Genomic DNA, 23832 nt, shown 5'->3' on the forward strand with positions numbered 1-23832 from the left:
CGAAGTTTTTTCTATGGTCAGGCGACCACGGCTTCGCCGGAGGCGGCCATGATCTGCTCTTTGGTGGCGTTGGCGCCGAATTCGGCTGAAATCTTGCCGCGCCGCATTACGACGATGCGATGGGCGATGCTGAGGCACTCATTGACCTCCGAAGTCGAGAAGACGACCGCCAAGCCTTGCGCGGCGCGCTCGCTGAGCAAGCGAAAGACTTCGGCCTTGGCGCCGACATCGATGCCGCGGCTCGGCTCGTCGAGAAGGATGACCTTGGGATCTGTCGTCAGCATCTTGCCGATGACGACCTTCTGCTGGTTGCCGCCCGACAGCGATCCGATCATGGCGTTGCCGCCCGCGGTCTTGATGGTCACCTTGCGGATCGAATCGTCGATCAGTGCGCGTTCCCTCGGCCGGGAGAGGAACAGGCCTTTCGCGAACGCCTCGATGCTGGCAAGCGACAGATTGCGGCCGACGGTCATGGTCTGAACCAGGCCGTCGCGCTGGCGATCCTCGGGCACCAGCACCAGACCTCTGGCGATACGCTGCGCAATGGTCAGCCCCGAGACGTCCTCGCCTTCGAGCAGCGCCCGCCCGCCCGCCATGGGCACACGGCCGGCGACGGCCTCCAGCAATTCCGTGCGGCCCGCGCCCATCAGCCCATAGATGCAGACGATCTCGCCCGCTTTGACATCCAGCGACAGATGATCGACCACATATCCTGAACCCGAAGCGTCGGTGACGCTGACATCCTCGATCGACAGCGCCACCGCGCCGAACTCGTGGCCGGTCGGCGGCGAGCCGAGGTCGAAATTCTCGCCCACCATGTTGCGGACGATCCATTCGAGATCGATGTCCTTGGCTTCGGCCGTCGCCGTGATCGCCCCGTCACGCAGCACAACGGCGTAGTCGGTGATCTGCAGCGCCTCTTCGAGGTGATGCGAGATGTAGACGATCGAGACGCCGCGGCTGGTCAGGTCGCGGATCACCTTGAACAGCACTTCGACCTCCGTGGCGCTCAGCGCGGAGGTCGGCTCGTCCATGATCAGGATGCGGGAATCGACCGACAGCGCGCGTGCGATTTCGACGATCTGTTGCTGCCCCAGGCGCAGGTCCTCGACCAGGGTCATCGGATCGATGTCTTCTTCGAGCTCGGCCATCAGCGCCCGCGCCTGGCGCGACTCCTCGGCGAAGTCGAGGCCGGTTCTGGTGCGCAGTTCGCGGCCCATGAAGATGTTGTCGCGGACGCTCAGATTCGGCGCCAGGCTGAGCTCCTGGTGGATGATCGAAATGCCGCGATCGCGCGCGTCCGAAGACGAGGCAAAGCTGACGAGATTGCCGTCGAGCACGATGTCGCCGGATGTCGGCGTCACCACGCCGGACAGGATCTTCATCAGCGTCGATTTGCCGGCGCCATTCTCTCCGAACAGGGTGGTGACCTTGCCGCGATGGATGTCGAAGTTGACGCCCTTGAGCGCGTGGACGCCGCCATACGACATGACGACATTGCGCGCCGAAAGCACGGCATCGCCAGTCGCGGGTTCTGTGCCGGCAGCCATTGTCATTTGACGTCCAGCCTCACCGGTGTGACCAGCCAGCTCTTCGGATTGACCAGCTTGAAGACGCCGACCACCGTTATTGTCTTGCCGGTCAAGGCACTGGTATCGACTTTCGCCAGCACCTCCTTCTTCATCTCGTTGTTCAGCGCCGAGCCGGCGTCCTGATACTCGATCTGGTTGGTGAACTGACCGAAGGTGATCTTGCCAGTGGCGTCGCGAAGCTCGGTTCCGTTGATCGCCGGCCCAGTCTGCACGCGGACCGTCAAAGTGTCTGGCAAACCGTCGACGGCGACCTTGTAGATGCCCGATTTTCCCTCGACGACGACGCCGGTGAACTTGACCGAGATGACCGGTCCGACACCCGCCGGCACGCCATATTCCTTTTCGGCCGTCGCCCTGTCCTTGGCGATCGCCGTCGCCACCGTTGCGGCGTCGGCGGCACGCGCTTCGACATCGGCCTGCACCTTGGGAAATTCAGACTTGCCATAGTCGGCGGCCGAAAACACGGCGTTGCGAACATCGCCGGCCGAGCCGATCTTGATCACCTTGGTGTCGAGCGCCATAGCGCCGAGCAGAACCACAACCGCGGCGCCGGCAAGCACCCGGCGCAGGCCGGGCGAAGCTTGCCGGGCGGTGGCAGCCTTCGCGCTCATGATGCAACCACCAGCGGTGCGGATTGTTCGTTGTCACGCATTCGAAGTTCCTCCGTTCACGCGGCGCTTCGCGGCCCCGGCTGCATCGTCGAGCTCGACCAGCGCGCGGGCCGTGCATTCGTCGGTGATCAGGCCGCTGAGATAACGGCTTTCGAGTACTGCCTTGATGGCGCGTACCTTCACCTTGCCGCCGGCAACGGCAACGATCCTGCGGCCCTTCAACTGATCGCGCGGAAGCGCCAGTATTCTTTCCGACAGCGCCGTTTCGACCGGACGCCCCTTGTCGTCGAAGAAATGCGCCAGCAATTCACCAACGCCGCCGTCACGCTTGACCTCGTCGATTTCGGAAGGCTCGATCATGCCGGTGGCGACCAGCGACGCCTCCCGCTCGGCCGTGCCTATTCCGACGAACATCAGGTCGGACCGGCTGGCGAGAGCGAACACATCGCTGATGCCGCGCTGGCCAAGCAGCACTTCGCGGTCCTCGGCGGTATTGGCGACAAAAGGCACCGGCATGACGAAAGCCTGCGCGCCGGTCCGCTCTGCCAGGCGATGCATGACGTCGTGCGGGTTGGCGGCGAATTTGCGCGTCACGCCGCCAAGCAGCGAGACGAAACGGATGTGAGCAGCAGTTGCGCGCGTCAGATATTCGACGCTGGCGGCAAGCGTGCGGCCATGGCCGACGCCGATCAGCATGTCTTCGCCGCGATCGATTTCGCGCTTCAGGAACTGGGCGCCGGCAATGCCCAGCCCCTTGAGCGGCAGTTCGTCCTGATCGAGATCGGGAACCACCTCGCAATAGTGGAGCCCATAGGCGGCGATCAGGCGCTGTTCCAGGTCGACGCATTCGGCGACGTCGCCGTCGATGAAGACCCTGACCAGACCTTCCTGGTTGGCCTTGGTGATCAGCCTATGCGCCTTGAGACTGGTCAGGCCAAGCCGCTTGGCCACCTGGGCCTGGGTCAGACCACCGGCATAGTGCAGCCAGGCCGCGCGCGTGGCGAGGCTGGACTCATGGCCGCGGTTCGCGGATCCGCCGGAATTCAAGCCATTCCCTCCCCAGGGTGATAATATTATCTTTGTGTGCAAAAATTTTCATACCTTTGCATCGCTGTCAATCCCTCCGCAGATGGTAGCCTCCAGCCGACGTTCGGTAGCCAACGCGCCTATTAGAAGGTAAGCATATAATATGACCATATGGCAGCGTTATATTAACGTCAATTTGTGTTATCCATCCCGGTGGTGGCACCCGTAGGCGCGGGCAAAATCCTGGTGTAAGATGGGAAGTTTGGAGCAACACGGCCCAACGAGGGCAAACCGATGGGTTGCCTCAGGAAAGCTATCGGCGTCAGCGATCAAGCGATCAGTCCAGCCGCATCAGGTTCCTGCCCTCGAGCTCGACAACAGCGGCTTCGACCTCCCGCGCGAGGCGCTCGGTGCTCCACCCCAACGCCCGCCCGGCGATCGCGGCAATCTCCGTCAGGTCGCGGCTCGTCAACGAGCCGCCTATCGCCAACGTGCTGCGGCGCATAACGACATCGGCCAGATGTTCGACGAATTCGTTGCGCACGATGTAGTCGATTTCCGCCTTGCCGTAGCCGTCCGAGTCCGGCAGACGACCCTCATCATCCGACGCATGCCTGGCGATCTCAACGGCTCTGGTCCCGTAGCGCGACAGCAATTGATCAAGGCGCCCTTCCCCGGCGCCTGTTGCCTGCTGTGCCTCGGCCAGCCAGTCCGCGCGCGCCGCGGCATTGGCCGGAAAATTCCTCCCACCCCCCATCGGCATCGATCGTGTCGACACCTTGCGGCTGCGCTGCAAGCGCTTGAGTACGGTATCAGTGACTTCCTCGGCAAAGCCGCGGAACGTCGTCCATTTGCCGCCGACCAGCGAAATGACTGCAAAGGGCCTGTTGCCGTCCGGCTCGGCAACGGGCGCCGAATGATCGCGGCTGATCAGTCCGGGCGTCGCTGCTTCAGACGTCGGCAGCGGCCGGATGCCGCTATAGGCGTAGGCGATCTGGTCGTGCTCGAACGCCATCCCCGGCAAAAGCGTTCGCACGCTGTCGAGCAGATAGTCGACTTCTTCGGGTTCGCAGCGCACCGCGTCGGGATTGTCGGCCTTGATGTCGGTCGAACCGACCAGCGCCAGGCCGAGATAGTCGTAGACCAGGCAGATGCGGCCGTCATCGGCCTCGAAATAGAGCATCCGCCCGGCGAGGCTTTTGACCAGTTCGTCATGCTTCAACAGGATATGCGAGCCCTTGGTGCCGCCGATCATCTTCGACGGCGCGCCAAGCAACGCATTGACGTTGTCGATCCACGGGCCGGCGGCGTTCACCACCAGCTTCGGCCGCACCGAAAAGGCCGCGCCGTTTTCCGGCTGGAAGGTGAGCACGCCATTGGCTGAAGCCGCCAGTGTCGTGTAGTTGGCACCGGCAGACGCCGCGTGGGCCTGCAAGCCGTCGAGGATCAGTTCCAGCACCAGCCTTTCCGGGTGACTTATCTTGGCGTCGTAGTAGGTGCCGGTGGCGACGATCGCCGGATTGAGCGCCGGCATGTCGCTAAGCGCCTGCCGCCGCCCGACCATGCGGTGGCGCGGCATGACCTGGTTTCGTGAACCGTAGAAATCGTAGATCATCAAGCCGATCTTGATCAGTATGGCGCCGCGGCTGCGCGGCGCGCTGGTCGAGCCGAACAGCGTTCGCAACGCCGCGAGCATGCCCTTGCTCCACGAGAAGATCGGGATGACGGTCGGCAGCGGGCTGACATAGTGCGGCGCGTTTTGAAGAAGCAGATTGCGTTCGAGCGTCGACTGCGCCACCAGCCCGAACTCGCCGGTCTCGAGATATTTCAGGCCGCCGTGGATGAGCCTCGACGGCGCGGCACTGGTGCCCGAGCCGAAATCCGCCTTGTCGACGATCAGGCAGCTGACACCTTGCGCGCACAGATCGCGAAACAGCCCAGCCCCGTTGATGCCGGCGCCAAGAATGACGACGTCGACCTCGCCGGTGCCGGCCATCGCGGCGAGACGCCCGGCGGGATTGTCCGCCGCTGCTCCATCTGTTGGGTTCATGGCGCCTTCGTCTTGACGATGCGCAGTTTCACCCCGGCTCGCTCGAGGCTCTGCGCCTGCGCATCGCCGAGGCCCTCGGTCACCAGCACGGCGTCGAAACTGGTCAAATCGTCGAAGACATGCAGCGCGATCCGGTCGAACTTTGCGTGGTCGACCAAAAGGACGCGCTTCACGGAGGCGGTCATCATCGCCTGCTTGACCCGCACGACATTCGGATCCTGGATGAAGGCCGTGGTTCCGGTGACGGCCGAAGCCGAACAGATCAGCACATTGGCGCGCAACTGCGCCACGGCGTTCTCGCAGACGATGCCGATATAGGCATTGTAAGTGGGATGATACTGGCCGCCGAGGCAGATGAAATCGATATCGTCCACATTGATCAATTGGCCCGCCGTCGAGACGCTGTTGGAAATGACGGTCAGCGGCTTGACGTCGAGCAGCAGCGTCGCGACGGCGTTTGCCGTCGATGAATCATCCAACATCACCACCTGGCCGGCCTCGATATAATCCAGTGCCGCCCGCGCCAGTGCATCCTTCTCGGCTCGATTGACGGTCACCCGGTAGCGGAAAGCGCTCTCGTAGAGACCGGACGGCTGAACCGTCACCGCACCGTGCAGCTTGCGCAGCACGCCCTGCTGCGCCAGCCGGTCGATATGCCGGTGGATGGTCATGCGCGACACGCCGAAATGCTCGACCAGATCATCGATGCGCACCTGGCCGAGCTTGATCACATAATCGGCGATCTCTTCGCGTCGTTCGTCGGCCTTGATCATGCGTCTCCCCTTGGCCGCGCCAGTCTTTCGATGTCCGGCCAATGCGACTTCAGCTGCTCGGCTATGCGGCAGTAGAGCGAAAACCGCTCATTGAACACAGCACTGGAGGCGGGCACGGTTTGGTACGTCCGCTCCGTCATGCCGACCTGCCTGGCGCCCTCTTGCGGCGTCTTGAACAAGCCGACCGCAGCACCTGCGCAAAGCGCGGCACCGAGGGCCGCGGTCTCATCCGTCGAGGTGACGGTGACCGGGGCGTTCAGCACGTCGGCAAACATCTGGACTAAGGCAGGATTGCGCGAACCGCCGCCGGTCAGGCGGATCTCGCTGACGGCAAAGCCGTCGCGCAAAGCCTCGACATGGGTGCGGTGATTGAAGGCGATGCCTTCCAGAACCGCCTTCAGCATGTCGCCGCGATTGTGCCAGCCATGCAGGCCGACAAAGCTGCCGCTGGCCAAATCGCCATAGGGAGAGCCGAACAGATAGGGATGAAACAGGATGGTCGAAGGCTTCTTCAACGCCGCGTCGATCTCTCCCGCCAGCAATTCGTGGAGGGAGCCGCCATCCGTCCTGTCCTGCTCCGCGCGGCAAAACGTGTCGAGAAACCAGTCGTAGTTCGCGGTCGAGGCCGGCGAGATCGACATGTTGTTCCAACGGCCCGCGTCGATGGCGTTGCGGCAGAACCAACGCCGGTCGACGCGCGGTTGCGAAGAGACGACTTCATTGATGGAATAGGTGCCGGCGACGATGGCGAGCACGCCGTCTTCATGGCCGCCCATGCCAAGCGCCGAGGCGGCCACGTCGTGCAGGCCGCAGGCGACCGGTGTTCCCTTGCGAAGGCCGGTCCTTTCGGCGGCATCGGCTGTGACTTGACCGGCGACGTCAGCCGAATGCCCCACCGGCGGCAGCGCGTTGAACAGATCCTCCAACCCGAAGATGCGCAGCGCTTCAGGCGCATAGGCTTGCGTGCGAAAATCCGTGAATGAGGTGCTGGCCTCCGTGCGGTCGGTCCCGATCGTGCCGCTCAGGCAAAAGCGCAGCCAGTCCTTGCAGGCCAGCACATGGCCGATGCGGCCATAGCTATCAGGATCGCTCTGCTTGAGCCATGCCAGCAGCGCCGACGGCGCCGAAACATGCGGCGTCTGGCCTGTCGTCGCCAGCGCATCGGTGAAAACGGTACCGGCGAACCACCTGTCGACAATGTCGCCGGCGCGGCTGTCGAGCGACAGGATGCCTGGTCCCAAAGGCTGACGATCATGATCGAGCAGATAGAGACCATCGCCATGCGCGGTCGCCGCCACCGCCTTGATGTCTTCCGCCGGCCTGCCGGAGAGCGCGATCGCCTCCTTGATGGCGTCGGCGGTTGCTTGCCACAGGCCTGCCATGTCGCGCTCCACCCAGCGCGCGTGGAGCATCGATTGCGGCACCCGGCGGCGCGCCACGGACAATTGCGTGCCGTTCGTATCGAAAATGACCGCCTTGGTGACCGTGAGGCCGTTATCGATTCCGAGCAGGCTGGGCATGATCACCGCCTCTTCAGCAATTGGCGATTGCTACAGGGCGATCCTGTAGTCTGATGCAAGGGCGAAACACATGGCGACAACCCCGATTGAGCAACGGGGACAAACGGCAAAACCACCTTGCCGCAACAAAGAACTCATATCTTTATGTGAATTTAACGTCAACATACGCGACAAAAGGCTTCGGCGCCAGTGGAGGCACGGATGGATCTCGCGGTGCTGGGGTGACGCGTTGTCAGCTGCTAAGGCCGTCGCGGATGGCGCTGAAATAGCGGTCGGTTCCGACCTGCCCGCCCTTGAGCGCAACCTCCAGCCCATCGATCGCCTTGACGCGCGAGTGAGCTACGCAAAGCGGCGAGCCCGGCGATGCCGGCAGCGGCATTCGCACCGTCAGCGCATCGACACCCATCTCGCCGAGCGCGTGGCTCGACGTATCGCCGCCGGCAATGACCACGCGCTGCAACTTCTGCTCGATGGTCAGCGCGCGAAGCAGTTCGCCGAGGCCCCGCCCGAGCTTGTGGCGGGCGCCTTCCTGGCGGTCGATTTCGCCCCCCCTATCGGCCGCGGGTCCAAGGGCCGTGTAGAGAACGACGCTGCGCCCGGCTTCCAGACTGGCGCGACCGGCTGCCGTCGCGCGTGCGATCGCATCTCCGGAAGCTGCGGAGATCAGTTCGACGGGATCGACCTCGATGCCATCGAAGCCGTCGGTCAAAGCGTGCCGGATCTGTCGTTCGGTCGTCGGCGAACAACTGCCCGAGACGACCGCGATCCGGTCGGCAGCACCCGGCGGTGAAAATTTTGGTTCAGCTCTGACCGTCCCATTCGACACCCATTCGGCCAGCAGCGCATATTCGATTCCGGACGAACCGACGACGAACGAACCGCCCGGCTTGCGGGCGCGCCATATCTCCTTGCCGGCGAGCGCCTGCGTCTCCAGGCTGTCGACATCGACAAGTACGATGTCGGTGCCCTCGGCGAGCAAGCGGTCGAACGCTTTCGAGCGCGACGCCGACTGCAACGTCGCGAGATCGACCAGCCCCGACGTGAGCTCCGTCTGCCGCGACAGATGGATCAGCAGGTCGGATTCATCCATCGGCGTCGTCGGGTGGCGGCTCATCACCGGATGGCGGTCGACGCGGAAATACTTGTCACGATAGGCGGCGAACAGATGTCCAAAGGCGGTGTAACGCTTGAGCTGCGGCGCCCCAACCAGCAGCGGCACGCTGTCCTGAGCGAAGACCGAGCGGCCGATCTCGATGGCGCGACCGATGCTGCCGATCGTCGGACTGGAATCGAAGGTCGAGCAGACCTTGTAGTGACAGAGAGCTGCGTTGAGCGTCTTCAGCCAGACGAAGGCACTCTTGAGATGGGTGTCCATCCATTGCGGGGTTTCGCTGCGGCTGGTGCCGGCCAGGCCAACGGCTCGGCAATGTGCGAACTGCGCAAGCATGGCCGCGTCCGGCTGGCGCATGAACAGCACGGTCGGCACGCCGCCGAGTTCGAGCGCTTCCATGACGTCGGTCGAACCGGTGAGGTCATCGCCATAATAGCTGAGAAGCAGATCTTGCATCGCTTCAGGCCGCTTTGCCGTCGCCGAATTTTTCGATCGACCGCGCCAGTTCGGGATGGCTCAAGGCGAAATCCGCCAGCGGAATGCCGTCGACCGCAGCTTGCCAGGCCTGCTGCACGGCACGCACCCCGGCGCCCGGCCCGTCCGGATGGCTGACGATGCCGCCGCCGCACAGATAGAGCAGATCGACCGTCCGGCCGGTCCGTTCATAGGTCTCGGGCGCCTGCCCGCCCCATTGGCCGGAACCGGCGACCGGCAGAGCGCAATCCTCAGGCGCAAAGATCGGGGTCGTTACCGCCTTGAAGGACTCGACGAAAGACGCGTCCGGCTCCCAGTATTTCGATTGGATGCCGTTGATCTGGAACTGGTCGACGCCGAGCAGCCGCCAGAACTGTTGCCAGACCTTGAAGTCCATGCCGAGGCCGGGATGGCGAGTAAGAATGTCCCAGCCGTTGCGATGGGCATGCAGCACCAGGCTGGAGCGTTTTCTAAGAAACGCCATGCCGCCGAAGCCTATCGAATTGATGTTGACCACCGCGCAATTGCCGCCCGCCTTGGCCACCAGATCGTGGTTGCGCATCATCTCGTCCGGGTCGGCATGCGAGATGCCGAAGGCATACATCACCTTCTTGCCGGTCCTCTGCTCGTGGTCGAGGATCAGCGGCATGATTGCCTTCACCCGCTCCGCCAGCGGCGAATAGGCCGGGCTCATCAGCTTCTCGTCGTCCTTGATGAAATCGACGCCGGCGGCGATCAGCTCCCCCACCATTGCGGCGGTCTCGTGTGGCCGAAGCCCCAGCGCCGGCTTGACGATGGTGCCGATAATCGGTCGGTCCGCAACACCTGTCAGCCTGCGGCTGCCGGCGACGCCGAACTGCGGACCCGGATGGGCGCCACTGAATTCCCCCGGCAATTTCATGTCGACGACGCGAATGCCGGACAGGCCCTTGATCGAATAGGCGCCGCCGATGGCAATCGTCATCAGCGCCGACAGGTCGGTCCCGATGGCATCGAATGGAAAGGCGATGTCGACATCCGCGCGCTTGAACGGCCCGTCACCGGCCTCGGGAAGCCATGGCCTGTCAGCCTCAGGCAAATGCCGAATGGTCAGGACACGCGCGGCCACCCGGGCTTTCAGTTCCTCGGTCTCACCGGGCAGCGCGACGAAGGTTCCAGTCGACTGGTCGCTGGCGATCTTGGTCGCCCGCGCCTCGATGCTACCTGACGTTTCGATGCGGTAGGTGAGCGTGATCATGGTTCGTTGTCTGAGGCCGCGGAGGTTCGAAATGAGTTCCTTGATCGTCAGAATCTGGTATAATGAGTACATAAGCTTTGCAAGCAATATCCTGTCTTGCGGCTATGGCCGATCGGGGCGACGGCCATTCCGGGAATGGCTGTGGCAATGCTAGATAGAGACAGGTCAAGGGAGTGATTCGCGACGATGAACCGTTCGGAGCCGATCGTCCGGCGCAAACTTTCCGACGAAGTGTTTTTACGGCTGAAGCGCCTGATCACCAGCGGAGAATTGACGCCGGGCGACGACATGCCGTCGGAGCGCGAGTTGATGGAGCGCTTCGAGGTCGGCCGTCCCGCGATCCGCGAGGCGATGCAGGCGCTGAGCAATATGGGCCTCGTCGCGATCTCGCATGGGGAACGCGCCAAGGTGCTCCAGCTGACCGCCAAGTCGATCATCAAGCAGGTCGATGGCGCAGCCAAGATCATCCTGTCGTCGTCGAAGGACACGTTGGAACACCTGAAAACGGCGCGCATCTTCTTCGAGCGCGGTATGGTCAGGGAAGCCGCCGAAAACGCCACTGCCGAGGACGTTGAGCAGCTGCGGGCCACAATTGCCGAACAGCGTGGCTTTCGCGGCGATTCCGAAGCCTTCATCTCCGCCGACATGAAGTTTCACACCCAGATCGCGGCGATCTCGGGCAACCCGATCTATATCGCCGTCAGCGAGGCGATGCTCGGTTGGCTGAAGGAATATCACACCGAAATGCTGATCTGGACCGGCAAGGAACAGTTCACGCTGACCGAGCATGAAGAGATCATCGGCCGCATTGAGAAGAAGGATGCCGACGGCGCCGAGAAGGCGATGATCAAGCACCTCGAGCGCTCGCGCGCGCTCTATGTGATGAATACCGAAAAATAGTTCAGCCGAACCGGGCAATCGCATAGGGCGCCATCACCAGTTGGCCTCGGCCAAACGCTGAGATGTCGACCGGCACGTCGTTCGCTGTCAGGTTCGCCAGCCACGCGAAGGTCTTGCCCGAAGCGGAGCGGCCGGCCAGCGCCAGCACCTTGGTCTCGTCGCTCGTCCTTGCCGCAACATGGGCAAGGCCGGCCAGTTCGCAAAGCCCCTTGATGGCATCGAAGATCGGCCGAGGCGATCCTTCCGCGACGGGTTCGCCGGATGCTGCCAGCACGCCGAAGGGCCCGGCGAAGCCGGACAGCGTGAGCAGTTCCAGCCCGGCCGGCGCGACACGCGCGGCATAGCCGATCGCCCATGCGGCTGCGAACAGGCCGGCATGGCGAGGGTCGCGATCGGCCATGGCGATGCGCTGTCCCCCGGGATTGCCCTTGGTCGCGCCGCCATAGGGGTTCTGGCGCATGGCGATCGTCGATGGACCGATGCGGTAAGGCTTTTCCCCAAAGATCGCCCGCGCCGACGCGGTTATGGAGGGCAGCGCCTCCAGCGACTGCATGACGCTGAGATCGTCGGCGGCGTGCACGATCGGGCACGTGCAGTGAGTGACGAAATCGAGCAGGCCCCCCGGCACGCGCTTGCGGTTGAGCTCGGTGAAATAGCTGAACATGCCGCCGCCAAGCCGGATATCGGGAAAGGCGCGCCGCGCCGCGTCATAGACGTCTTCGAGCGGCGGACAGTCCGGCCACGCACTGCCCGGCGGTGTCGACTGCCGGTCGACCGAAGGCGAGACGGCAATGGCCGAAAGCTTCAACCCGGCTTGACGCACCATGTCGGCAACGCCTGACAGCTCGGCATCGAGGTCGCCCGCGCAGGCAACGACGCATTCCAGCGTCGTCTGCACCGGATAGGCGGCGGTGAGCCTTGCATAAGACTGCAATGCTTCGAGACCGTGGCCGCGCCTCGGATCGTAGTGGAAGACAAGTTGCTGCGGGCCGAGCTCGGTCAAGGTCGAAAGATTTGCGAGCGCTGCTTCGACCTCATCCGGGTAGATGATCACGCCGAGATCCGGCAGCCTCTGCCCGGTCTCGCCGAGTTCGACGCTGACCGGTTCGGCGGCAGATGCTGCGGCCGGCATTCCCCCCTCGCCGGTGATGCGCAGGCTGACCGTCTGGCTTACAGTTTGGCCGGCCGGCAGTACATAGGGCCAAGGCAGCGCCAGTGGCCGCACATAGGTCTTGTAGGACGCGTCCGACCAGTTACGCTGGTCCTCCATCTCGAAAGTGTCGCCCTCCATCCGGCATTCGGCAGTAATGCCCGGCCGGACTTCATGGGTGATCGCGAGCAAATCCTTGAAAGGCTGCCAGGGATCGATCAACAGCGGCAGTTTCGTCGCCACCACGCTGCCGTCGGTATGCTCGACCGTGACCGGGCTGCCGGCGAGGCCGGCGATCGGATGCAGGACGCAAAAACCGCAGCGATTGGTCTCGAAATCGCTTTCAGGGACCGCGCTGACGTCGAACACTAGGTGACCGTTGGCGGAGCCCTTGATCGTAGCGCGAAAGTCGAGCCGGCTTCCGCCCGGTGCTAAGCAAGTTGCGGAGTAGCTGACGGAGAAGCTGTCGGCGTCCTGATCGACGGCAAGGTCCGTCAGCGCCGGTTCATAGGTGCCCCAGTCGCGGTCGCGCACGATGTAGGCGATGGCGCGCAGCACTTCGATGCCGCGGTAACGGATGGTGCGCAGGCTGCCGTTGACAAAGTCGGCGCTGAGCAAGCCCGCACTCAGCCTAACCGGCTCGGCCTCGACCACGCGTGTGCCGTATAGGAGGAAGGCGTCGGCTGTCATGTCAGCAAGCCATCCAGGTGGACAGGTTCGTGGCTCGCGGCGCCCAGATAGGCCGCCTCGACCAGCGCGAATGTCTTGAGATTGTCGGCGCCCGAGGTCGCCGGCTCGGTTCCCTTTGCCAGGCAGTCGACCCAGTGCTGCTGGATGGCGACGACGCTCTCCTGGATGTTGTGCCATGGGCGCGATGCCCAGGCGAGTACGGGCGGCGAAACGTCGGTGATCTTCGTGCCGCTCCTGCCGGTGACGGTGAGCCGATATCCCTGCGCCAAGCGGATCGTGCCGTCGCTGCCGTCGATCTCGATCAGCGTTTCGGGAAACGGTTCGGTGGCGAGCTTCGTCGCGTAGCTACAGTCGACCACTGACGTCGCCCCGCTCTTGTGGTCCATCAGCATCGTCGCGACATCTTCGCCCGCGATGCCGGGGTTGATGCGCGCGGTTCGCGTCGTGATCGTCGACACGTCGCCCAGTAGAAAACGGGCGATGTCGAGACTGTGGATACCGAGGTCCTCGATGATGAAGCGCTTTCCCTTGGCGAGATAGGGCTGGCCGGAAAACACGTCATAGGCAGAGCGGAAGGAGATGCGCCCGAAGAACGGCGTGCCGATCTCGCCGCTGTCGAGCACGGCACGCACCGCCTGGATCGCCGACTGCCAGCGAAAATTCTCATGCACCATCAGCGGCACGCCGGCTTCCACGCAGGCCCTCACCATCGCCTTGGCGTCGGCAAGCGTCGGCGCGAACGGCTTTTGGCAAATCACCGGCACACGGTGCAGCGCCGCCATCTCGACCAGCGGACGATGGCTGGGAACGGTAGTGGCGATATCGACGAAGTCGAGGCTTTCGCTTGCAAACATCTCTGCCGCGTCGGTGTAGCGCTTCGCAATGCCGAACTGGTCGCCGATGATGCGCAGCCGCTCCGGGTCGCGGTCGCAAATGGCGACCATCGCGGCGCCTTCAATGTCGCGCCAGGCATGCATCTGGTTGATGGCAAAGAAGCCGCAGCCGATGAGCCCTCCCCGCAACTCCGCCATGCTCAGCCTGCCTTTGCCATCTGCATCAACGTCACCCGGCTCTGCAGCCGGCGCTGCGCCTGGTCGACGACGACGGCAACGATGATGACAAGGCCCTTGATCACCATCTGCCAGAAGGAACTCACGCCCATCATCACCAACCCGTCCGAAAGAATGCCGATGACGAAGGCGCCGACAATGGTGCCGCCGATCGTGCCGCGCCCACCTGACATCGAGGTGCCGCCGAGCACTGCCGCCGCGATGGCGTTGAGCTCGAAACTTTCGCCCGTTGCCGGGTGCGAGGCCATCAGTTCGGACGAGATGATCAAACCGACGATCGCCGCGCAAAAGCCGGAGAACATGTAGACGAACATTTTCACCACGTTGACACGAACGCCCGAAATTCGCGACGCCCGTTCATTGCCGCCGACGGCGAAGATGTGGCGGCCGAGCGGCGTGTATTTGGCGAGATATGCCGCCGCCAGCGCAACGACGATCAGGATCCAGATCGCCACCGGCAGGCCGAGCAGCCGCCCGGCGCCGAGGAAACCAAACCCGGTGGTGCCAAGCTCCGGCTTGCCGACGAGGTTGGGGAAGGTGCGGCCGTCCGACGACAGCAACGCCAGGCCCCGCGCGACATAGAGCACGCCGAGCGTGGCGATGAACGGCGCGACATTCAACCTGGTGATCAGCAATCCGTTGACGGCGCCGATCAATATGCCGACCGCCAGCGTGATCAGGGCGATCTCGACGACATTGAAATAGATTGTGTAGCCGAATTGCAGGTCGATTCCGTTCAGCACGAGGTAGCCGGCGACCATGCCGCACAGGCCGACGATCGAGCCGACCGACAGGTCGATGCCGCCGGTGATGATGACGAAGGTCATGCCCATAGCGAGGAAGGCGTTCAGCGCCACATGTTTCGACATCAGGATCAGGTTGGCGGTCGACAGGAAATTCGGCGCCGCGATCGAGAAGAAGATCAAGACGGCGATCAGCGCGATGAAGGTCCTCGCCTTCATCAGCGTCAGCAGCAGCGAGCCGCTCGAAACGGAGGAGACAGCCGCCTTGGCCGGGATGTCAGTCATGGGTTCTCCGTGTGCGGGGCCGGTCCGTGGCCAAGTGCCGAGGCGGCGACAAGGGCTGCCTCCGTCGCCTCGGCGCGATCGAACATGCCGGTCAGTTTTCCATTGCTCATCACCGCGATCCGGTCGGACAGCGCCATCACCTCATCGAGATCGGAGGTGGCGAACAGAATACCGAGCCCATCACGCGACAGTTTGCGCATGGTGCGGAAGACGTCGGCCTTGGCGCCGACATCGATGCCACGGCTCGGCTCGTCCATCAGCAGCACCTTCGGCCCGGTGAGCAGCGCCTTGCCGATCACCACCTTTTGCTGGTTGCCGCCCGACAGCGACGAGACCTCCTGCGCCGGGTCGGCAACCTTGATCGCCAGTTCCCGCACCATCTGCGTCACCGCCTGCTTCTCCTGGCCGCCACTGATGTGGAACAGGCGGACAAAGCGCGACAGGCTGGCCAGCGTCAGATTGCTGGCGACGGAGAGGATCGACACCAGCCCTTCGCGTTGGCGGTCTTCGGGGATCAGCGCCAGCCCGCGCCGGATGCGCCGCGTCGTGTCCCGCTCCTTGACCTTCTTGCCGGCGATGAAGATCGCGCCGGTCGCCTGGCCATGGCGGCCCATGATGCAGTCGAACAGCTCGCTTCGCCCGGCGCCCATCAGGCCGTATATGCCGAGTATCTCGCCGGCGCGCAGCGACAGCGAGACGTGATCGACCGCCAGCCCCCCGGTAGCCCGCGGCAGGCAGATGTCCTCGGCGCGGAATATCTCTTCGCCGGGAACATGGCCGTCGGCCTTGGCGAAATCCTTGGCGTCGGAGCCGATCATCTGCCGCACGATCCACCGCGTGTCGACGTTTTTCATCTCTTCCTGGCCGGTGATGTGTCCATCGCGCAGCACGGTGATGTAGTCGCCGATGCGGATCAGTTCCTCCAGCCGGTGCGAGATGTAGACGATGGCCACGCCGCGCGCCTTGAGGTCGGCGATCACCTTGAACAGGATCTCGACTTCCGCCGCACTCAGCGCCGAGGTCGGCTCGTCCATGATCAGGATGCGTGCATCGAGCGAAACCGCCTTGGCGATCTCGACCAGCTGCTGCTGGCCGATGCGCAGATCCTCGACCAGCATGTCGGGCCTTATCCCGGCCTGCAGGCGTTCGAGAAATTGGGCCGCACGGCGCTCCTGCTCCTTGCGGTCGATCTTGCGAAACCGGTTGGTGATCTCGCGCGTGGCGAAGATGTTCTCGGCGACGGTCATATTGCCAAACAGGTTCAGCTCTTGGAACACCATGCCGATGCCGCGGTTCACCGCGTCGCCCGATGACGAGAAGGAGACCTCCTCCCCTTCCAGGAGGATCCGGCCGAGCGTCGGCTGTTCGACGCCGGCGATAATCTTCATCAGCGTCGATTTGCCGGCGCCGTTTTCGCCGACCAGCACATTGACGGCGCCCTTGCGCACCTCGAAATTCGCGCGCTTGACCGCGACGGTGCCGGAATAGACCTTGGAGACGTCCTCCAGCTTCAAGACGACATCGTGAGCAACCGCAGCGCTCATGGCTTCGGCCCGATCTCTGCCTCCGCCGGCGTCACCAGCGGCAGGTCCTGGCCGTTTTCGAGCGTATAGGCGCCGAGGACCTTGGCGGTCCGGCCTTCCAGTGCGTCACGCGGCAGTTTGGCAAGCACGGCCTTGACGGCATAGGCGTTGAACGCCTTGCCGAACTGGGCGAAGTCGATCTGGTTGGTAAAATCGTTGAACTGGATGAAATCGAGACTGTCGCGCAGCGCGGTTCCCCGCATCGCCGGTCCGATTTGCACACGCGCATCGGCCTTGCCGTCGCCGTCGACATCGATATCCATCGTTGCCGCGCGTGACGCCGTGTTGGCTGCGATGATCTTGCCCTCGACGCGAACCGCGAAGGTCCATGGCGAATTCGCCTGCTTGTTCGGATTGCCATATTTGGCGCCAGCGGAAGAAGGATCGGTTTTCGCCAGAGCGTGGACCTCGGCAAACGGCCCGGCCTTCTGCTGGAGGTAAGGCACGACCTTCGCGGCCCAGATCTCCTCGACCATCTTGTCCGGATTGAAGACGGCGGCATTGCCGCTGCCCCCCGAAGGGGTCGGGAGGATCTTGCAGGCGGTCAAGCTGATGCCGAGTATCACGGCAAGGATCGGCCAGGTCGGCTTGTTGTTCAGCATGATGGCTTGTTGAGCATGTGATCAATACCCACGGAAAATGCCGACGAGGGACGACCCTTGGGTCGCCCCTCGCTGTTCATGTCACGCCGGCTCAGTTGGTCAGCGCAAACGTTTCCAGCTTGGCAGCATTGTCACCATTGACCAGAACGCAGTCCATCAGCTGCTTTTCCTTGGCCGGCGACTTCTTGTTCTTGATGAAGTCGTTGGCCTGCTCGACCGCCATCTGCGCCTGCGCATAGGCCGGCTGCAGGACGGTTGCCTTGATGCCGCCCGCGGTGATGGAGTCGCGCACGTCGTTCGATCCGTCGAAGCCGACGACGATGACGTCCTTGCGGTTTGCCGCGACCAGCGCCGCATAGGCGCCCATCGCCATGGTGTCATTGCCGGAAATGACGCCCTTGATATCCGGGTTGGCCTGGAGGATCGATTCCATCTTGGAATACGCTTCCGTCTGGCTCCAGTTTGCCGACTGCTGGGCGACCATCTTCAGATCCGGATAATCGTCGATGACGTCGTGATAGCCCTTCGAGCGAATGCCGGCATTGGTATCGGATTCCTTGCCGACCAGCTCGACGAAATTGCCCTTCTCGCCCATCAGCTTGACGAATTCCTGCGCACCGAGCTGGGCGCCCTGGTAGTTGTTGGAGACGATCTGCGCCACGGCGACGCCGGTGGCATTGATCTCGCGATCGATCAGAAACGACGGCACGCCCGCGTCCTTGGCCTTCTGCACGGCAGCGACAGTGGCGTCGGCGCCGGCATTGTCGAGGATGATCGCCTTGGCGCCACGGCCGATCGCGGTGTCGATCAATTCGGACTGCTTGTTGGCATCGTCGTCATGGACGAGCACAAGCGCTTCGTAGCCGAGTTCCTTGGCCTTGGCTTCGGCGCCGACGGCTTCCGCCTTGAAGAACGGATTGTCGTGCGACGGCGTGATGATGGCAATGAGGTCGGCTGCATAGGCGGGTACCGCCGTGCCAAGCGCCAGCATGCCGGCGAACGCCGCAAGTGTCATTCTGCGTGTGAGTTTCATGATGTCCTCCCGTTTGAAAAATTGCCTTGATCAATCAAGGCCTCTGCATTCGAATTCGTCGCGCAACGCGGGCCGCCGATCGGTTCAGGCTGAATGCCGTTGCCGGCTTCCCAAACTTTCGTTGCTCCCCGCCCCTCCACCCGTCCAGGCTCGAACTTCCAGCGAAACCTTGTGAATCCGAGTCAACAACAGCTAAGCCAACTGGTATGATGAGTCAATCACTAATTGAGGTGACATCCCCCATCGAGGCACTCCGGCCAGCGCCCGACTCGGCCTGTCTCAGGTAATGCGCCGAATGCTCGCGGCGATCTCTTCCGGCTCGAACACCCGCTTCCAGTCGTCGCGCATCAGCACCGGCTTGCCGAATTCGATCGCCTTGTTGCAGGCATCCGAGAATACGCCCTTGGTCTCGCCGAAAATCACGGCGCCGAGCACGTTCATGTGGCCGAGCAGGAAGTCGAGCGCCGCCTGTTGGTCGACGCCACGCGCGACGACCTCGTCGACGGCTTCCTTCATGACGACAAGCAGTGACGCGCACACCGTCTCCGATAAACCGGGCTCCAGCAGCGCCATCTGCTCGACGGTGACACGGTGCGAGCGCATGACCGGCGCCCAGATGATTTTCGCGACCGCCTCGCCCTTGGCGTAGTCCGCTTCCGGCCCCTGCATCAGCGCGCTGACCATATGCTGCTTGGCCTTGACGCCGCCAAAATAATCCTTCTTGGCCGCCATGTCGGTCTCGTCGTTGAAGATCGGCGGATGACAGGGATGGGTGACGAAATAGGTCAGGTCCGGCCGGTTGGGCAGATGGCCGGCGAAGGGTGCGGCCGCGTCGAGCACTATCACCATCGTGCCAGGCGCGAGCTTGCTCTCGATATCAGCCGCCACCTTGCCGATATGCGTGTCGGGAACGGCCAGGATGACGATATCCGCCCCGTCGAGCGCCGCATCGGCACTGACCGCGTCGAAGCCCAGTCCGGTCTTCAGCCGCTCGCGGCCGGCCTCGCTGACCTCGACATGGCGTACCGTGTAGGGCGATCCGCGAAAATTGGTCGACAGGCGGTAACCCATTTTGCCGCCGGCACCGAACAGCGCAATCGTCGTCATCTATCCCTACTCCCGCATTAAACGACGGCCGCGCCGATCGTCATGTTATTAACTGGTATAATCACCTTACCACGAATTGAGGAGTTGAACAGGGCTTTGATGAGCGGCTATACGGGCGCCCGTTTGGATTCCGTCCGCACGATTTCCGCGGTGGCGGTCGAGAATTCAACCAAGCCAGAGCGCCGTTGCCTTTCCAGACGTTCGATGCCCGCGTTAGAAGCCTCCAGGTCCATTTTTGCGGGGGCTCGGTCGCGAGGTGACGGTGGGGGGCCACCAGCAAGGCGAAGCGCGTCCGCGCGGTCCGGTCGCGTTTTCGGGCCGTGAGTTCTCGCGGCGATTTGGCGAAGGGCTATAGAGAGCGCTTCGCCGGGGTTCCGGCGAGCCAAATCACTTCTAGTCGATCATGCCGACAATTATTTGTAGCTTCCCGGGTCCTTGGCTTTCTCCGCCCGACAGCTGTCCGTGCGTTGCGCCGCCGTGCGGAAAGCGCCTTCATAAAACCTGATGGCTCTCTTGAATTTGGGGGGATTGGGCATCGGGTGTTTATCTTGCACATCGTACAAGATGTATATCGCCGTTATTTTGGATTTTCCGTCTGGAGTCAGCTGCAGCGCCGGGCATCGCGTCGTAACGGCGATGACGTTAGCTGACCATGTTACGACCAATTTCAACTGGGCGTCGGACAGCCCGGCCAGATAGTTGATGTTTTTTTGATAGGCAGGGTCGATGTGTCGTCGATTATCTTTTGCAGACGCAGCGGAAGACAGGACACCTACCACGCCGAGTATAATCAATATGCATTTCAAAAGCTGCCTCCCCCAATGTTATGGCCATCTCGACCACGGCATTGTCCGTCCCCACAAAGCAGGTTGAAACAAGTCAATTCGAAAAGCAATTGGAGTTCGCGACCTTATACGGATCACCGCACCTTCAGAACCCGGTTGCTCGCGGACGCCCTTCTTCAACCAGGTGAAACCGGTAGCGGTCGCGCACGAACTCGTTGAAAAATTGCCCTTTCGAGAAGGCGGCCCGGAACGCCGCATAGGTCTCGGGCTCGACCTCTTCATAGTCGTAGCGGGCTCCGCTCGGGACGAACCAGACCGAGAGGATTTTCGTCGACGGGTCGTAATGGGTGTTGCGGATGGCGGTGGACGGCATGTCGAAATCCTGCTTCGTCCCCAAATCTTTCGCCCCAAATCCTGCTTCGAACATGCGTAATGCCGCAACGATGCGGAGGTTCCGAGAGGGAGGCGCACCACACCACCGAAATCTTGCCCGGGCGGCGAGGCTTCCTATCTCTCCGTCAGATGTCACAGACGAAATCCAGCACAACAGCGTATGCCAGCCAGGGCGATCTCTTCGGCGCGGCCGACACGCTGCCGGAAGGATTTTCCTACCGGCCGGGCCTGATCACAACGGATGAAGAGGCGGAACTGGTCCGTCACCTCAATGAACTGTCCTTCAAGCCCTTCGATTTCCACGGCCATCTTGCCAACCGGCAAGTGGCCGGTTTCGGCCTGCGCTACGACTACGACCGGCGCCAGGTCGTCGAAGCGCCGCCCATACCTCAATTCCTGCTGCCGCTCCGCGACAAGGTCGCGGACTTTGCCGGCCGGTCCGCCACAGAGTTCGCGCAGGTGCTGATCAACGAGTATCCGCCGGGCGCGGGCATAGGTTGGCATCGCGACAAGCCGCATTTCGATCTCGTCGCCGGCGTCTCGCTGCTGGCGCCCTGCAGCTTTCGGCTGCGCCGCAAAAACGGCTCGAAATGGGATCGCGAGACGATCGAGGTCGAACCGAGGTCCCTCTATCTCATGGACGGTCCGGCGCGCCACGAGTGGGAGCACAGCATTCCGCCGGTCGCCGGTCACCGCTATTCCATCACGCTGCGCACTCTTAAATAGGCGATACTCCAAGCCACGCAGCAGCCGCTCTGGAAGGCCGAGCGCTGTTGTGCTTCGATTGCACATGAGCGTTGACCGCAGCAGAATTTTAGTTACCCGCGTAGCGCCCTTTCTGTGGGCATGCCTGTCCTGCCTGCTGGCTCTGCAGTGGCTCGTCGACCTTGGCATGGTCGGCTTTCCCGACGGATACATAACGCCCTATGCGAGAGCAACGAGCACGCTGTTGCATGTCCTTGTCTGGGCGTGCCTGGCTCAAAGTCTCTACTTCGCTTGCCGAGCCTTGCTTGGCAAACGCTTCGAGCCTGCTCCTCTCTTCCTGCAAATCCTGATCGCCGCCGCACTGACTGTCGTGCCGGCATTCATCGTAAAACACTGTCCGCGGTCTCAGGTATGCAGCAACATCTATGAAGCGCTCACGAATACGATGATGGACGACGGCACCGGCGGATGACGTTGTGTCTCCAGTAACTGACGAGAGTTAGAACTTTGGCGTCGCGCCGCGCGGTGGCGGTAAAACCTGGAGGAACCATGCGAAAGATCCTGGCATCGATGCTGCTGTTCGCGGCAGCGCTATCTGCAAACCCCGCTCGGGCGCTGGACAGTACCATCCCGCCGGTTGTCGTCACACCGCTTGCCGATCGCAGCCAGACGGCGTCCGGCCAGCCGATCGTGCTGCCGCAGAAAAATGTCCAGGTCCTGGTTTCAACCTATGACATTGCGGTCGGTGCCACTCTGCCGGTGCACAAGCACCCGTTTGCCCGCTACGCCTATGTCGAGGCCGGGACACTCAAAGTGACGAATGTCGAGACCGGCAACAGCAACACCTACAAGACGGGCGATTTCATCATCGAGATGATCGGCCAGTGGCACCAGGCCACCAACATCGGCGACGGCCCGGTCAAGCTGCTGGTCATCGACCAGGTCGAACAAGGCGCCAAGAACACGGTGCTGCGCCAGTAATTGCGGATCGGCCGGGTTGCCGGGCTGGCCCAAGCAGCGACTGGCTGTTCCGGCTTCCCCACCAACCGAGCCGATGCTAGGGCTGGCCGTCATGCAATCATGAAGGATCGCCCCTTGGCCGGAAATGCTCGCCCTCTGATCGAAATCTGCGTCGAAGGCATCGATGGACTGCTGGCTGCGCAGGCCGCCGGCGCCGACCGGGTCGAGCTCTGCGCCAGCCTGGTCGAAGGCGGCATCACGCCCAGCCTCGGCACGGTGCGCGCCGCACTCGAGAGCGCGACAATTCCCTTCCATGTCATCGTGCGGCCGCGCGGCGGCGATTTCCTCTACAGCGAGGCCGAATACAGCTCGATGCTCGCCGATGTCGCAGCGCTTCGTGACCTCGGCGTCGCCGGTGTCGTCGTCGGTTGCCTCAATGCCGACGGCACCATCGATGAAACCCGCATGGGCGCACTGGTCGATGCCGCCGGTCCGCTCGCCGTCACCTGCCACCGCGCCTTCGACATGACGCGCGACCCGGCCGAGGCGCTGGAAGCGCTGATCCGCTGCAAGGTCGGCCGCGTGCTGACCAGCGGCCAGAGGGAAACCGCGGTGGAAGGCGCCGGCCTGTTGGCGGATCTCGTCCGCCAGGCCGACGGCCGCATCATCATCCTCGGCTGCGGCGCGCTGGACCCCGAAAACATCGCCGGGGTGCTGGCATCAACCGGGCTGACGGAACTGCATTTCGCCGCGCTCAAGGACGTACCGAGCGCCATGGCCTACCGCAACCCGCAAGTCGGCATGGGCGGCGGCGATCTGGACCGCGAATACCGCACCACAGTCACCGATGGGGCGCTGGTTGCCGCGACGATTGCGGCGGCCAGAGCATGATGAGCGAAGCCGTGACTGGGCCGTCGCCGATCAGCCGTGTCTCGCCTCAGGACGAAGCGGCCATCCTCGCACTCAACAATGAGCACGCCGCCGAACTGTCATGGCTCGAGCCCGAACGGCTGTCTTTCCTGCTTGGCGAAGCGTTTTACGTCAGGCGCATCGGCGCGCTCGAAGCCTTCATCATGACCTTCGACCAGAATGCGGCCTACGACAGCCCGAATTTCCTCTGGTTCCGCGAGCGCTATCCACGTTTCGTCTATGTCGACCGTGTCGTCGTCGCGGCGCAAGCACGCGGCCGCGGCCATGCCCGCCGGCTCTACGAGGATCTGTTCGGGGAAGTCGCCCGCGCGGGCCACAGCATCGTCACCTGCGAGGTGAATGCCGAACCGCCCAATCCCGCTTCGGACGCCTTCCATGCGGCGCTTGGCTTTGCCGAGGTCGGTGACGCGGTGATCCATGGCGGCAAGAAGGCGGTGCGCTACTACCTCAAGGAGATCGCCGGCTGATGGGTCGCTGGCTGATGATCGGCAAGCAGATCGCC

General features: G+C 63.0%; 23 protein-coding genes. 6 read left to right on the plus strand and 17 right to left on the minus strand.

The genetic code is table 11. The features are described from left to right. Positions 1–17: 17 nt before the first annotated feature. The 8 genes from NKI06_RS24210 to oiaX all read right to left on the minus strand — a co-directional run bounded on the left by NKI06_RS24210 (position 18) and on the right by oiaX (position 10394). Entirely contained in the window at positions 18–1556 is a 1539-nt protein-coding gene (locus NKI06_RS24210; RefSeq protein WP_352987448.1) for a sugar ABC transporter ATP-binding protein, read from the minus strand. Beyond that, on the minus strand, positions 1553–2203 hold the full coding sequence (locus tag NKI06_RS24215) for a DUF2291 family protein (RefSeq protein ID WP_502900613.1): 651 nt from the start codon (positions 2201–2203) through the stop codon (positions 1553–1555). The genes NKI06_RS24210 and NKI06_RS24215 overlap by 4 nt, the downstream gene beginning before the upstream one ends. Positions 2204–2236: 33 nt before the next feature. Next, the gene (locus NKI06_RS24220; RefSeq protein ID WP_023739042.1) at positions 2237–3250 is read right to left on the minus strand and encodes a sugar-binding transcriptional regulator; all 1014 of its coding nucleotides are present in this window, start codon (positions 3248–3250) and stop codon (positions 2237–2239) included. Positions 3251–3566: 316 nt separating this feature from the next. Beyond that, positions 3567–5279 (minus strand): glycerol-3-phosphate dehydrogenase/oxidase, encoded by a 1713-nt coding sequence (locus NKI06_RS24225; RefSeq protein WP_502900614.1) that lies wholly within the window; start codon positions 5277–5279, stop codon positions 3567–3569. Next, a complete protein-coding gene (locus tag NKI06_RS24230) occupies positions 5276–6052 on the minus strand; it encodes a DeoR/GlpR family DNA-binding transcription regulator (protein ID WP_031249056.1) in 777 nt (258 codons plus the stop codon). Before NKI06_RS24230 ends, NKI06_RS24225 begins: the two co-directional genes overlap by 4 nt. Further along, positions 6049–7572, minus strand: coding sequence for an FGGY-family carbohydrate kinase (locus NKI06_RS24235; protein ID WP_352987449.1), 1524 nt, complete (start codon positions 7570–7572; stop codon positions 6049–6051). Before NKI06_RS24235 ends, NKI06_RS24230 begins: the two co-directional genes overlap by 4 nt. A gap of 232 nt (positions 7573–7804) precedes the next feature. Further along, positions 7805–9139: a four-carbon acid sugar kinase family protein gene (locus tag NKI06_RS24240; protein ID WP_352987450.1), complete on the minus strand. Its 1335-nt coding sequence runs from the start codon at positions 9137–9139 to the stop codon at positions 7805–7807. 4 nt (positions 9140–9143) lie between these two features. After that, a complete protein-coding gene (gene oiaX / locus NKI06_RS24245) occupies positions 9144–10394 on the minus strand; it encodes a 3-oxo-isoapionate-4-phosphate decarboxylase OiaX (protein WP_352987451.1) in 1251 nt (416 codons plus the stop codon). A gap of 186 nt (positions 10395–10580) precedes the next feature. Between oiaX and NKI06_RS24250 the strand changes: the two genes are divergently transcribed. Next, positions 10581–11294, plus strand: a complete 714-nt coding sequence (locus tag NKI06_RS24250; protein WP_352987452.1) for a transcriptional regulator NanR — start codon at positions 10581–10583, stop codon at positions 11292–11294. A gap of 1 nt (position 11295) precedes the next feature. On the opposite strand, the gene apnL is transcribed toward NKI06_RS24250, so the two are convergent. From apnL to NKI06_RS24295, 9 genes are all read right to left on the minus strand, one after another. Continuing rightward, the gene (apnL, locus tag NKI06_RS24255) at positions 11296–13134 is read right to left on the minus strand and encodes a D-apionate lactonase (RefSeq protein WP_352987453.1); all 1839 of its coding nucleotides are present in this window, start codon (positions 13132–13134) and stop codon (positions 11296–11298) included. Beyond that, positions 13131–14165, minus strand: a complete 1035-nt coding sequence (locus NKI06_RS24260) for a Gfo/Idh/MocA family protein (protein WP_023681700.1) — start codon at positions 14163–14165, stop codon at positions 13131–13133. The genes apnL and NKI06_RS24260 overlap by 4 nt, the downstream gene beginning before the upstream one ends. Positions 14166–14167: 2 nt before the next feature. Next, a complete protein-coding gene (locus tag NKI06_RS24265) occupies positions 14168–15232 on the minus strand; it encodes an ABC transporter permease (protein ID WP_023741526.1) in 1065 nt (354 codons plus the stop codon). Beyond that, on the minus strand, positions 15229–16776 hold the full coding sequence (locus NKI06_RS24270) for a sugar ABC transporter ATP-binding protein (protein WP_023730742.1): 1548 nt from the start codon (positions 16774–16776) through the stop codon (positions 15229–15231). The genes NKI06_RS24265 and NKI06_RS24270 overlap by 4 nt, the downstream gene beginning before the upstream one ends. Next, a complete protein-coding gene (locus NKI06_RS24275) occupies positions 16773–17417 on the minus strand; it encodes a DUF2291 family protein (protein ID WP_352987454.1) in 645 nt (214 codons plus the stop codon). The genes NKI06_RS24270 and NKI06_RS24275 overlap by 4 nt, the downstream gene beginning before the upstream one ends. A 91-nt stretch (positions 17418–17508) precedes the next feature. Beyond that, positions 17509–18450: a D-ribose ABC transporter substrate-binding protein gene (locus NKI06_RS24280; protein ID WP_023681704.1), complete on the minus strand. Its 942-nt coding sequence runs from the start codon at positions 18448–18450 to the stop codon at positions 17509–17511. A gap of 279 nt (positions 18451–18729) precedes the next feature. Continuing rightward, positions 18730–19557 carry a phosphogluconate dehydrogenase C-terminal domain-containing protein gene (locus NKI06_RS24285; protein ID WP_023688186.1) on the minus strand — a complete coding sequence of 276 codons (828 nt, stop codon included), beginning with the start codon at positions 19555–19557 and terminating at the stop codon, positions 18730–18732. A gap of 413 nt (positions 19558–19970) precedes the next feature. Continuing rightward, positions 19971–20351, minus strand: coding sequence for a hypothetical protein (locus NKI06_RS24290; RefSeq protein ID WP_352987455.1), 381 nt, complete (start codon positions 20349–20351; stop codon positions 19971–19973). Between the two features lie 136 nt (positions 20352–20487). Continuing rightward, the gene (locus tag NKI06_RS24295) at positions 20488–20769 is read right to left on the minus strand and encodes a KTSC domain-containing protein (protein WP_352889003.1); all 282 of its coding nucleotides are present in this window, start codon (positions 20767–20769) and stop codon (positions 20488–20490) included. 95 nt (positions 20770–20864) lie between these two features. On the opposite strand from NKI06_RS24295, the gene NKI06_RS24300 reads away from it, so the two are divergent. The 5 genes from NKI06_RS24300 to NKI06_RS24320 all read left to right on the plus strand — a co-directional run bounded on the left by NKI06_RS24300 (position 20865) and on the right by NKI06_RS24320 (position 23797). Continuing rightward, a complete protein-coding gene (locus NKI06_RS24300) occupies positions 20865–21461 on the plus strand; it encodes an alpha-ketoglutarate-dependent dioxygenase AlkB (protein WP_352889001.1) in 597 nt (198 codons plus the stop codon). A gap of 64 nt (positions 21462–21525) precedes the next feature. After that, a complete protein-coding gene (locus NKI06_RS24305) occupies positions 21526–21912 on the plus strand; it encodes a hypothetical protein (protein WP_023739051.1) in 387 nt (128 codons plus the stop codon). A gap of 77 nt (positions 21913–21989) precedes the next feature. Beyond that, complete coding sequence (locus tag NKI06_RS24310) at positions 21990–22421, plus strand: cupin domain-containing protein (protein WP_023681708.1); 432 nt, start codon at positions 21990–21992, stop codon at positions 22419–22421. Between the two features lie 99 nt (positions 22422–22520). Then, a complete protein-coding gene (locus NKI06_RS24315; RefSeq protein ID WP_502900615.1) occupies positions 22521–23291 on the plus strand; it encodes a copper homeostasis protein CutC in 771 nt (256 codons plus the stop codon). Next, positions 23291–23797, plus strand: coding sequence for a GNAT family N-acetyltransferase (locus NKI06_RS24320; RefSeq protein ID WP_352520568.1), 507 nt, complete (start codon positions 23291–23293; stop codon positions 23795–23797). The genes NKI06_RS24315 and NKI06_RS24320 overlap by 1 nt, the downstream gene beginning before the upstream one ends. Positions 23798–23832 lie beyond the last annotated feature (35 nt).

Source organism: Mesorhizobium sp. M0772, assembly GCF_040320135.1.
GTDB lineage: Bacteria > Pseudomonadota > Alphaproteobacteria > Rhizobiales > Rhizobiaceae > Mesorhizobium.

Excerpts from the sequence above, each read along its gene's own strand:
- NKI06_RS24210 (WP_352987448.1), bottom strand. The coding sequence starts at position 1,556 with ATGACAATGGCTGCCGGCACAGAACCCGCGACTGGCGATGCCGTGCTT.
- NKI06_RS24215 (WP_502900613.1), bottom strand. The coding sequence starts at position 2,203 with ATGAGCGCGAAGGCTGCCACCGCCCGGCAAGCTTCGCCCGGCCTGCGC.
- NKI06_RS24225 (WP_502900614.1), bottom strand. The coding sequence starts at position 5,279 with ATGAACCCAACAGATGGAGCAGCGGCGGACAATCCCGCCGGGCGTCTC.
- NKI06_RS24230 (WP_031249056.1), bottom strand. The coding sequence starts at position 6,052 with ATGATCAAGGCCGACGAACGACGCGAAGAGATCGCCGATTATGTGATC.
- NKI06_RS24235 (WP_352987449.1), bottom strand. The coding sequence starts at position 7,572 with ATGCCCAGCCTGCTCGGAATCGATAACGGCCTCACGGTCACCAAGGCG.
- NKI06_RS24240 (WP_352987450.1), bottom strand. The coding sequence starts at position 9,139 with ATGCAAGATCTGCTTCTCAGCTATTATGGCGATGACCTCACCGGTTCG.
- oiaX (WP_352987451.1), bottom strand. The coding sequence starts at position 10,394 with ATGATCACGCTCACCTACCGCATCGAAACGTCAGGTAGCATCGAGGCG.
- NKI06_RS24250 (WP_352987452.1), top strand. The coding sequence starts at position 10,581 with ATGAACCGTTCGGAGCCGATCGTCCGGCGCAAACTTTCCGACGAAGTG.
- apnL (WP_352987453.1), bottom strand. The coding sequence starts at position 13,134 with ATGACAGCCGACGCCTTCCTCCTATACGGCACACGCGTGGTCGAGGCC.
- NKI06_RS24260 (WP_023681700.1), bottom strand. The coding sequence starts at position 14,165 with ATGGCGGAGTTGCGGGGAGGGCTCATCGGCTGCGGCTTCTTTGCCATC.
- NKI06_RS24265 (WP_023741526.1), bottom strand. The coding sequence starts at position 15,232 with ATGACTGACATCCCGGCCAAGGCGGCTGTCTCCTCCGTTTCGAGCGGC.
- NKI06_RS24270 (WP_023730742.1), bottom strand. The coding sequence starts at position 16,776 with ATGAGCGCTGCGGTTGCTCACGATGTCGTCTTGAAGCTGGAGGACGTC.
- NKI06_RS24275 (WP_352987454.1), bottom strand. The coding sequence starts at position 17,417 with ATGCTGAACAACAAGCCGACCTGGCCGATCCTTGCCGTGATACTCGGC.
- NKI06_RS24280 (WP_023681704.1), bottom strand. The coding sequence starts at position 18,450 with ATGAAACTCACACGCAGAATGACACTTGCGGCGTTCGCCGGCATGCTG.
- NKI06_RS24285 (WP_023688186.1), bottom strand. The coding sequence starts at position 19,557 with ATGACGACGATTGCGCTGTTCGGTGCCGGCGGCAAAATGGGTTACCGC.
- NKI06_RS24295 (WP_352889003.1), bottom strand. The coding sequence starts at position 20,769 with ATGTTCGAAGCAGGATTTGGGGCGAAAGATTTGGGGACGAAGCAGGAT.
- NKI06_RS24300 (WP_352889001.1), top strand. The coding sequence starts at position 20,865 with ATGTCACAGACGAAATCCAGCACAACAGCGTATGCCAGCCAGGGCGAT.
- NKI06_RS24305 (WP_023739051.1), top strand. The coding sequence starts at position 21,526 with ATGAGCGTTGACCGCAGCAGAATTTTAGTTACCCGCGTAGCGCCCTTT.
- NKI06_RS24310 (WP_023681708.1), top strand. The coding sequence starts at position 21,990 with ATGCGAAAGATCCTGGCATCGATGCTGCTGTTCGCGGCAGCGCTATCT.
- NKI06_RS24315 (WP_502900615.1), top strand. The coding sequence starts at position 22,521 with ATGAAGGATCGCCCCTTGGCCGGAAATGCTCGCCCTCTGATCGAAATC.
- NKI06_RS24320 (WP_352520568.1), top strand. The coding sequence starts at position 23,291 with ATGAGCGAAGCCGTGACTGGGCCGTCGCCGATCAGCCGTGTCTCGCCT.